General features: G+C 62.1%; 10 protein-coding genes. 6 read left to right on the forward strand and 4 right to left on the reverse strand.

Annotation, left to right across the window (positions count from 1 at the left end):
* The first annotated feature begins 116 nt into the window (after positions 1-116).
* From M5B44_RS09990 to M5B44_RS10005, 4 genes are all read left to right on the forward strand, one after another.
* On the forward strand, positions 117-1,463 hold the full coding sequence (locus M5B44_RS09990; RefSeq protein WP_248739040.1) for an epoxide hydrolase family protein: 1,347 nt from the start codon (positions 117-119) through the stop codon (positions 1,461-1,463).
* A gap of 135 nt (positions 1,464-1,598) precedes the next feature.
* Positions 1,599-2,606: an alpha/beta fold hydrolase gene (locus M5B44_RS09995; RefSeq protein ID WP_412546967.1), complete on the forward strand. Its 1,008-nt coding sequence runs from the start codon at positions 1,599-1,601 to the stop codon at positions 2,604-2,606.
* A gap of 24 nt (positions 2,607-2,630) precedes the next feature.
* Entirely contained in the window at positions 2,631-3,140 is a 510-nt protein-coding gene (locus M5B44_RS10000) for a cytochrome P460 family protein (RefSeq protein WP_248739042.1), read from the forward strand.
* A gap of 24 nt (positions 3,141-3,164) precedes the next feature.
* Positions 3,165-3,941 carry an alpha/beta fold hydrolase gene (locus M5B44_RS10005; protein ID WP_248739043.1) on the forward strand — a complete coding sequence of 259 codons (777 nt, stop codon included), beginning with the start codon at positions 3,165-3,167 and terminating at the stop codon, positions 3,939-3,941.
* A gap of 46 nt (positions 3,942-3,987) precedes the next feature.
* Here the strand turns inward: M5B44_RS10005 and M5B44_RS10010 are convergent, their stop codons facing one another.
* The gene (locus M5B44_RS10010) at positions 3,988-5,202 is read right to left on the reverse strand and encodes a CynX/NimT family MFS transporter (protein WP_248739044.1); all 1,215 of its coding nucleotides are present in this window, start codon (positions 5,200-5,202) and stop codon (positions 3,988-3,990) included.
* 135 nt (positions 5,203-5,337) lie between these two features.
* Here M5B44_RS10010 and M5B44_RS10015 point away from each other — a divergent pair, with 135 nt between their 5' ends.
* The gene (locus M5B44_RS10015; protein ID WP_248739045.1) at positions 5,338-6,153 is read left to right on the forward strand and encodes an AraC family transcriptional regulator; all 816 of its coding nucleotides are present in this window, start codon (positions 5,338-5,340) and stop codon (positions 6,151-6,153) included.
* Between the two features lie 134 nt (positions 6,154-6,287).
* Positions 6,288-7,037, forward strand: coding sequence for a creatininase family protein (locus M5B44_RS10020; protein WP_248739046.1), 750 nt, complete (start codon positions 6,288-6,290; stop codon positions 7,035-7,037).
* A 70-nt stretch (positions 7,038-7,107) separates the two neighbouring features.
* Here the strand turns inward: M5B44_RS10020 and M5B44_RS10025 are convergent, their stop codons facing one another.
* The 3 genes from M5B44_RS10025 to M5B44_RS10035 form a co-directional block, all read right to left on the reverse strand.
* A complete protein-coding gene (locus tag M5B44_RS10025) occupies positions 7,108-8,541 on the reverse strand; it encodes a catalase (RefSeq protein ID WP_248739047.1) in 1,434 nt (477 codons plus the stop codon).
* Between the two features lie 152 nt (positions 8,542-8,693).
* Positions 8,694-9,110 (reverse strand): organic hydroperoxide resistance protein, encoded by a 417-nt coding sequence (locus M5B44_RS10030; RefSeq protein WP_248739048.1) that lies wholly within the window; start codon positions 9,108-9,110, stop codon positions 8,694-8,696.
* 22 nt (positions 9,111-9,132) lie between these two features.
* The gene (locus M5B44_RS10035; RefSeq protein ID WP_248739049.1) at positions 9,133-9,558 is read right to left on the reverse strand and encodes a hypothetical protein; all 426 of its coding nucleotides are present in this window, start codon (positions 9,556-9,558) and stop codon (positions 9,133-9,135) included.
* Positions 9,559-9,983 lie beyond the last annotated feature (425 nt).

The raw sequence follows: 9,983 nt of genomic DNA on the forward strand, positions 1-9,983 counted from the left end.
TTTGCGCCTCATACCAAGGTATCGACCGACACCATCGTGTAATCGCTGCGAGGGTGGCGGGGTGGTCTGATCCGATTGGCGATGCCTTTCGAATAATGACTACAAGGAGATCCAACATGGTTGCGGTTACGTGCGGTTCCACATGGCGCCATTGCCTGGCGTCAGCCATCAGAAGAGGGGCCCTGGGCCTTGCCGTGCTGGCAGGCAGCAGCGGCGCCTGGGCCACCGGCCCGACAACCGATCAGTCGCAAGCCATTCGCCCGTACCACGTTCATGTGGATGAAGCGAAATTGACTGATCTGCGCAAACGCATCACCGACACCCGTTGGCCGGACAAGGAAACGGTCAACGACGTGTCCCAGGGTGTGCAACTGGCGCAGGTCGAGGCCCTGGTGAAGTACTGGGGCAGCGGTTATGACTGGCGCAAGGCAGAGGCGAAACTCAACGCCTTGCCGGAGTTTGTGACCACGATTGATGGCGTCGACATTCAGTTCATCCACGTGCGCTCGCGCAACCCCAACGCGATGCCGCTGATCCTCACCCATGGCTGGCCGGGTTCGCAATTCGAGTTCCTCAAGACCATCGGCCCGCTGACCGATCCCGTGGCCTATGGCGGCAAGGCGGAGGACTCGTTCGATGTGGTGATTCCGTCGATTCCCGGTCACGGTTTTTCCGGCAAGCCGACCGAACTCGGCTGGGGTCCGGATCGGGTGGCGAAGGCCTGGGATGTGCTGATGAAACGCCTGGGTTACACCCACTACGTGTCTCAGGGGGGCGACCACGGTTCGGTGATCTCTGATGCACTGGGTCGTCTGGCACCGCCCGGTTTGCTGGGCATTCACTTGAACATGCCAGCCACGGTGCCACCGGAACTGGTCAAGCCGATCAATGGCGGAGACCCCGCTCCGGCAGGGCTGAGCGGCCCGGAACTGACGGCGTTCAACTCGCTCAGCAAGTTCTTCGGGCGCAACGCGGCCTATGGCGCAATGATGGTGACCCGGCCACAGACCATCGGTTATCTGCTGGCGGATTCGCCTGCCGGCACGGCGGCGTGGATGTATGAAAAATTCGCCGCCTGGACCGACAGCGACGGTCAGCCCGAGAAGGTGCTGAGCCGCGATGAAATGCTCGATGACATCAGCCTGTACTGGCTGACCGACAGCGGCGCCTCGTCCTCCCGTTTCTACTGGGAGAACAACAACAATAACTTCAGTGCCGCCGCGCAAAAGACTGCGGACATCAAGGTGCCGGTGGCGATCACCGTGTTCCCCCACGAAATCTACCGTGCCCCCAAGGTCTGGTCGCAACGTGCCTATCCGTCATTGGCCTACTTCAGCGAGGTCAGCAAGGGCGGTCACTTCGCGGCATGGGAGCAACCGCAATTGTTCAGCGAAGAACTGCGCGAAGCCTTCCGGCCACTGCGCGCGGCTGCGCAGAAAACCACGGCTCAGGCCGCGCGCTAGCCCTTCAACCGGCAATTCCTTCAACGCTAAGCCCTTCAACGCAAGCCCTTCAACCAAAGCCCGGAACCGCCGCCCGGCGGTTCTCGAGGGAGACTCGGCATGACTGACCATAACGCTGTAACTCAATCCCGGCGCATGCTCGCCGTTTCGATGCTGGCGATTGCACTGGGCATCGCCTCGGCATACGCCAGCGCCGCCGAAGTACCCGGCGGCAAGATCGACGCGATCACCGCCGGCAGCAACGTTTCATTCGGCGCGCTGAAACACGTCAAGGCCGGACTGCTGGACGTGTCGTATGCGGAAACTGGCCCCGCCGACGGGCCCGTGGTGATCCTGCTGCACGGCTGGCCCTACGACATTCACAGCTACACCGACGTGGCCCCGGCACTGGCGCAGAAAGGCTATCGGGTACTGATTCCCTATGCGCGCGGTTATGGCGATACGCGCTTTCTGTCGGCCAAAACCGTGCGTAACGGCCAGCCCTCGGCGCTGGCGAAGGATCTGATCGACTTCATGGACGCCTTGAACATCAAGCAGGCGGTACTCGGCGGGTACGACTGGGGTGCGCGCACCGCTGATATCGTCGCCGCGCTCTGGCCGGAACGGGTGAAAGCGCTGGTGGCGGTGAGCGGTTACCTGATCGGCAGCCAGGACGCCGGCAAGACCCCGTTGCCGCCGGCTGCCGAGTTGCAGTGGTGGTATCAGTTCTATTTTGCGACCGAGCGCGGTCGTCTGGGTTACGAGAAAAACACCCATGACTTTGCGAAACTGATCTGGCAATTGGCGTCGCCGAAGTGGAACTTCGACGATGCGACCTACGATCGCAGCGCCGCCGCGTTGCAGAACCCGGATCACGTCGCCGTGTCGATCTTCAACTACCGCTGGCGTCTGGGGCTGATCAAAGGGGAACCGCAATACGATCCGCTGGAGAAAAAACTGGCGGCATTCCCCTCGATCGGCGTGCCGACCATCACCCTGGAAGGCGACGCCAATGGCGCACCGCATCCACCGGCCGAGGCCTACGCCAAACGCTTCACCGGCAAGTACGAATACCGCTTGGTCAGCGGTGGCATCGGCCACAACCTGCCGCAAGAAGCGCCGCAGGCGTTCGCCCAGGCGGTGATCGATGCCGATCATCTCTGATTGCTGGCCTGAGGGGACCCAACGATGAAACTCAACCATTGGGCTGTGTTGCCGTCGGCCATTGCGCTCGCGGCACTGGCGGCCACCGGTGTCGCGTTGGGCGAGGCCGACGATGGCGACGCCTCGCCGATCTACGGCGTGAAACTGCCGAAAAACTATCGCCAGTGGGCGCTGATTGCCCCGGCCCAGGAAGCCGCGCCGCTGGATGAACTGCGCGCGGTGCTGGGCAATGACCGGGCGATCAAGGCTTACCAGAGCAAGACGCTGCCGTTTCCCGACGGCACGGTGCTGGTCAAGCTGGCGTGGAAACACGTGCAGTCCCCGGAGTTCGAACCCGCCTCGATTCCGGGGGCGGCCACCACCGTTCAGGTGATGGTCAAGGACTCGCGCAAATACGCCGCGACCGGTGGCTGGGGGTTCGGCCGCTTCATCAACGGCAAACCCGCCGATGAAGCCCAGCACCAGACCTGTTTCGCCTGCCATCAGGCGCGGGTGCAGAACCATGACTACGTCTTTACCCGATACGCCCCCTGATCTCGTCACACAAGGAGTTGTCACATGAAAAGAACATTGACTGCGTTGACCCTCGCTACCGGGCTGTGTCTGGGCGTGAGTGCCTTTGCCCAATCCGCCAAACCGACCGTGGTACTCGTGCACGGCGCCTTTGCCGACGCGTCGAGCTGGAACGGCGTGGCGAAAATTCTCGAGAAGGATGGCTACACGGTGATCGCCGCCGCCAACCCATTGCGTGGCGTCAAGAGCGATGGCGCAGCGGTATCTGCGTTGCTGAGCAGCATTCAGTCGCCAGTGGTGCTGGTCGGTCACTCCTATGGCGGCAACGTCATCAGTGAGGCGGCCAACGATCATGCCAATGTCAAAGCGCTGGTGTATGTCAGTGCCTTTGCACCCGAAGCCGGTGAAACCGTTGCCGGGCTCGCCGGCAAGTTTCCCGGCAGCACCCTCGGCCCGACACTGGCGGCACCCGTCGCACTGGCCGATGGCGGCAAGGACTTGTACATCCAGCAGAGCAAGTTTCACGATCAGTTCGCCGCCGATGTCCCGGCTGCACAAGCGGCGCTGATGGCCGCGACCCAACGCCCGGTCACCGAAGCAGCGCTGAACGAGCAAGCCGGCACGCCTGCCTGGAAGCACATTCCGTCGTGGTACATCTACGGCGACAAGGACAGGAACATCCCGCCCCAGGCGATGGCGTTCATGGCCCAGCGTGCGGATGCCAAGGCAGTGGAGGTGGTGAAGGGCGGCTCTCACGTGGTGATGGTGTCGAACCCGGCACCGGTGGCCCGATTGATTGAAAAAGCCGCGGCGGCCAACTGAAATCCTGCGACGTGCCGAGGCGCGTCGCAGGTCTTTCACTTCCCGCTCAGGCAGCAGATACCTGTGGCGATGCTGCCGGTGTCACTCTGAGCAGCGGAGTGATGCCGAGCATCAACAGCAGGACCGCAAACAGCAAGGTGTACGCCGGGCCATAGTGTCCGGTGTATTCGCGCAGAGCACCAAACAGCAACGGCCCGAGCGCGGCGATCAGGTAACCGATGAACAGCATGAACACCGTCCACAATCCGGCCTGTTCGCTGGTGCTGGCGTGATCCAGCGGCAAGGTCATGGCCACGGTGAAGCCCATGCCCAGCCCGATGGCTGCGAGCACCACATAAAGCATCGGCCAGTACCCCGGCAGGAACGCCATGCCACCCAGCCCCAGCAGGGCCAGCAACGCCGACAGCCCGAGCAGGCCGCGCCGGTCGTGGGCCTTGCCTGGAATCAGCCCCGCACCCACGCTGGCCACGGCGAACACCGCCGTAAAAATGCCCAGCAGGACGCCCGGAGACACACTCGTCGTGGCCGCTTCCACCGACGCAGGTGCCATCCAGGCGAAGAGGGCGTAAACCACAAACTGACCTGCACCGAAATTCAACGCGATCAACCACGCCTGCGGATTGCCCCACGGCAGGCACTTGCGCTGGTGCGACGGCGATTTCACTACTGGCGCCGGGGTCGCAAAACGCCGCGCCATCCACACCCAACTGGCGATGGCGGTGAGGCACAACACGCTCCAGATACCGGCGCTGACCCGCCAGTCCTGCGCCAGCTCGGCAATCGGCGCGCTGCACACTGCCGCGAGGGTCGCGCCCAGGCTCAGTCCGCCGGCATAGATGCCCATGAACAGTGCCGGTCGTTGCGCAAAGTGAGTCTTGATCCACGCGCCGGTCATTGCACCGGCAACCGCAATGCCGACGCTGGCGAAGAACGTACTGCCGAGCAGGAAAAACGCATTCGGCGAGAGTGCCCGCAGCAAGGTCGAGGCCCCCAGCAGCGTCAGTGCGACAACCACACTGCGATCGATCCCGAAGCGTCTGGCCAGGCTTGGAACCACCAGCGCGAACACGCCCATGCAGACGTCGGGGATCGAGGTCAGCAGCGCGGCCTGGGTGTAGCTCAACTGGAAGTGCTGCTGGATCAACAGCAGGATCGGCCCCACCGAAATGATCGGCGGCCGCAGGGCGATGGACAGGATCAGCAGGCCGATCACCGCCGTAATGGCCTGCTGGCTGCTGGAGAGATTGCGGGTGATTGCCATGGGAAAATGCCTCATTGATGAACAATGAGCGCAAGGCTAACAATGGGCCGGCCATGGCAAATGCCAGGATTTGTCGTCAAAGTGACAATCCTGGCCTTACGACGATCAAGGGCTGTTTTCAGGAGACTCCACGCGATGAAACAAGAGGTGCGCAGGGTCGTCGCCAGGCGTGAGCCCACGCGGCGCAGCGAACGTTATCCCGACTATCAGGATGTGCCGCGGGTGATGACCGTGCTGGTGCGCGATCAGGCCACCGGCGAATACAACGAACCGCACGTGCATCGGCACGGGCAGCTGCTGTATGCCTCGAACGGCGTGATGCGGGTGGCCACCGAACGCGGGTTGTGGATCCTGCCGCCGAAGCGGGCGTTATGGATTCCGCCCGGGGTGATCCACGACCAGTTGATGCTGAGCGCGGTCAAGATGCGCTCGATCTACATCGAGCCGCAGGTCTGCGCAGGGCTGGGCCATCACTGCAAAGTGCTGGAGATCCCCGGACTGTTGCGCGAGTTGATTCTGGCCCTGGCCGACCAGCCGATCGAATACCCGCAGGAAGGGCGCAACGCGCACATCGTGGCGTTGATACTCAGTGAACTGCAGGCGGCGCGGACGTTGCCGATCGAATTGCCGTGGCCGGTCGACAGGCGACTGGTCACGGTGTGCGAGGCGATTCTGCAGGACCCCGGACAAGACCATTCGATTGGCTATTGGGCAGACCGGGTTGGCGCCAGTTCGCGCACGCTGATTCGCCTGTTCGTCAATGAAACCGGCCTGAATTTCCGGCATTGGTTGCAACAGGTGCGGCTGGCGACCGCCATCGACCGGCTCGACAAAGGGCAGTCCATCGGGGTGATTGCCCGGGACCTGGGCTACGCCAGCCAAAGCGCCTTCAGTGCGATGTTCAGACGGGTCATGGGCGAATCGCCCCGTGAGTTTCTCGTTCGCGATTAAAGCGTTCTGCCGATTCCGATACCTTCGTATTCTGTCGTCAAAGGGAGGCGGGTGTTATCAATGACGCTGCTGTTGCAGGTGCATTGAACGCCAACCCTCGTTCCGCGAGGAACCTTCGAAGAGTGAGAATCCTGATGCTTTTATATCTATCGACCTGGTCCGAAATCGCCCAATTCCTCGAACGCAGCCGCACCATCGTCATCCCGATCGGCTCCAACGAGCAGCACGGGCCGACCGGCCTGCTGGGCACCGACTGGATGTGCCCGGAGATCATCGCCCATGAAACGCAGAAAAGTGCAGACATCCTGATCGCCCCGACCTTCAATATCGGCATGGCGCAACATCACCTCGGTTTCCCCGGCACCATTTCGCTCAGGCCCTCGACCTTCATCGCGGCCATCGCGGACTGGACCCGTTCGCTGGCCGCCCACGGCTTTGAAAAGATCTTTTTCCTCAATGGCCACGGCGGCAACATCGCCTCGATCGAAGCGGCGTTTTCGGAGCTGTACGCGGAGGCGAGTTTTGCCCGGCGCAAGGCCGGGTTCGCCCTGAAACTGTGCAACTGGTGGGATCTGGAAGGGGTGAATGAGCTGGCGCGTGACCAGTTCCCGACCGGCCACGGCATTCATGCGACGCCTTCGGAAATCGCCGTGACCCAGTGGGCCTATCCCGATTCCATCAAGTCGGCCGACTACTCGCCGCAGATCGCCAACTGGGGCCCGATCCGCGAAGCCGCGGACTTCCGTGCCCGTCACCCCGATGGCCGCATGGGCTCGGACCCGGCCCAGGCTTCGCCGGAAAAGGGCCGGCAACTGGTGGAGATGGCGGCTCGCGGTCTGGTGCAGGAGGTGCAGGCCTTCAGTCGCGAATCATTGCCTGACTGACCCGTACAAACAACAACGCCCGGATGATCCGGGCGTTGTTGTTTCGGCTCGCTGCCAGCGTCTTTGCAGATCAGCCCAGTGCCTCGATGGCTTGCGCGACTCCTGCGCCGTACGCCGGATCTGCCCGGGTGCAATGGTCGATGTGTCGTTGTTTCGACGCTGCGCTGGCGCCATGAATCGAGCGCGCGGTGTTATCGAACAGGGCCTGTTTCTGGGCCATGGTCATGGCTCGGAACAGCGCGCCGGGTTGCGAAAAACAGTCGTCGTCCTCCCGGTGATCCCAGTGCCCCGCGCTGCCTTTGAGGGCCAGCGGTGGCTCGCTGAAATCCGCTTGTTCGGCCCATTGGCCATGGCTGTTGGGTTCGTAGCCGAGGGTGCTGCCCGCGTTCGCATCGGTGCGCATCTGGCCGTCCCGGTGATAGCTGTTGACCGGGCAGCGTGGGGCGTTCACCGGGATCTGATGATGATTGACGCCCACCCGATAACGCTGTGCATCGCCGTAGGAGAACAGGCGGGCCTGGAGCATCTTGTCCGGTGAGAAACTGATGCCGGGCACGACGTTGGCCGGGTTGAAGGCTGCCTGCTCGACGTCGGCGAAGTAGTTGTCGGGGTTGCGGTTGAGTTCGAGCACACCGACTTCGATCAACGGGTAATCCTTGTGGGGCCAGACCTTGGTCAGGTCGAAGGGATTGATCGGGTACGTCTCGGCGTCCAGCTCCGGCATCACTTGCACGTAGAGCTTCCATTGCGGGAGGTGGCCTTCCTCGATGCTTGTGTACAGGTCGCGCTGGGCACTTTCGCGATCATCGCCGATCAGGGTCGCGGCTTGCTGGTCGGTCAGGTTCTCGATGCCTTGCTCGGTCTTCCAGGTGAATTTCACCCAGAATCGCTCGTTCGCCGGGCTGATGAAACTGAACGTATGGCTGCCGAAGCCGTGCATGTGGCGGTAGGTGCGCGGCAACCCGCGATCACTCATGACAATCGTCACCTGATGCAGCGCCTCGGGCAGCAGTGTCCAGAAATCCCAGTTGTTGCGGGCGCTGCGCAGGTTGGTGCGCGGGTCGCGTTTGACCGCATGGTTGAGGTCGGGGAATTTCAGCGGATCGCGCAAAAAGAACACCGGCGTGTTGTTGCCCACCAGATCCCAGTTGCCTTGCTCGGTATAGAACTTGATCGCAAACCCGCGAATGTCACGTTCGGCATCGGCGGCACCACGCTCGCCGGCCACGGTGGAAAACCGGACGAAGATATCGGTGGTCTTGCCCACGCTCGAAAACAGTCTGGCCTTGGTATAACGGCTGATGTCACGGGTGACGGTGAAGGTGCCGAATGCTCCCGAACCCTTGGCGTGCATGCGCCGTTCGGGAATGACCTCACGATCGAAATGCGCCAGCTTTTCCAGCAGCCATACATCTTGCAACAGCACCGGGCCTCGCGGGCCGGCGGTCTGCGAGTTGTTGTTGTCCACCACTGGTGCGCCGGCGGCGGTCGTCAGCTTTTTCATGCGCTACTCCTGGCTTTTGTCGGTTTGCCGCCATCACATCAAAAGCCTTGGGAGCCCTCTATTGCACCATGGTGTCGCTGCATGGCCGCCGGGCAGGGCTGGCGTGTCTGGCGTGTCGGCGGAAGGTCCGTTCGGGAGCGGCAGAGGAGGGATCAGGCGAGGGTGATGCTGACGTTGATGTTGCTGCGTGTGGCTTTGGAGTAGGGGCAATTCTGGTGCGCGGCTTCGATCAACTGGTGTGCCACTTCCGGCTCGATTTCCGGCAGCGACACGGCCAGGCGGGCCTGCAGGAAGAACCCGTGTTCTGCGTGTACGAGATCGACTTGAGCTTCCACCCCGGCGTTTGCCGGGAAGCCGATCCTGCGCGCATTGCAGGCGTGGCGCAGGGAACCGAGAAAACAAGCCGACCAGCACACCGCGAACAACTGCTCGGGATTGGTTCCCATCCCCGGTGCACCCGGTGGAGAGAGCCTGAGATCAAGTCGACCATCGTGACTGCGTGCGGTCCCCTCACGGCCTCCTGTGGTGCAGGTCTGTGCGGTGTAGAGCGTTTTTTCGATGTTGATCATGGGTATTCCCTGGTGAAGATTTTCACTGCGTCGAAAGATCGATGCAGGCTGAGCGTGGGGTGTCGTGACGTTCCGCGGCAGACGCACCCGCTAGCGGCCCGGGGTGGTCCGGCGCTGTGATGCCCCGATGGGCCAGGTTGTCGAGCAGCGTGGATCGTGCAATCTCGATGAGCCATGCCCGAAACGGAAAGCCGGGGTCATGCCGGGCCTGCTCGAGATAAAGGGTCTTGAAGGCTTGCTGGACTAGGCGGCCGGTGTCCTCGCGACTGATCCTTCCGGCCTGTACCTGGCCTTCGAAATAGGCGATGAGCAACGGTGTCACCGTCGCGAACAGTTGCTGGGATTCAGCCCTGTCATGCCTGACGGCGCCCGTGACCAAGGCATACAGCTCGTCGTTGCCGAGTCGGTCAGCCTCGCACAGGCAATGTTGGCGATAACCTTCAGCCATGATCGGATCCCTCGCAAAACCATCGTTCGACCGACCGCGACAACCCATGATGTCTGCAGGTTGCCTGACGTTCAGCGGTGAGCGTCAATCCTGCCCCCGGGACCTGATCGACTGCCAGTTATGCGTTGTTAGCGCTTGTTAGCGATGCCTGAAGGCTGTGTTTGAAGTGATGACTGCCTGGCTGTCAGGCCGGGGTCTTTGCGTGGTTTTCCGGCAGTGGATACCCGAAGGACGGGCAGGTTTGCGCGGGCGCATTTATGACAACCCGGTCGCTTGGCCATCATTCCGATGGCGTAGGAAACTTCCGATATTTATTTCGCACTTTTCCTACATTTTGTTTGCCTCTCCAGCAAAAAACGTGGTTATTATCCGGCGGCGCTACGGGTCACAAACCCGGCGCCAGAAGATTGCCGAGTGTCTACAGA

Source organism: Pseudomonas sp. MWU12-2029 (assembly GCF_023242425.1).
In the GTDB taxonomy this organism is placed as follows: domain Bacteria; phylum Pseudomonadota; class Gammaproteobacteria; order Pseudomonadales; family Pseudomonadaceae; genus Aquipseudomonas; species Aquipseudomonas kribbensis.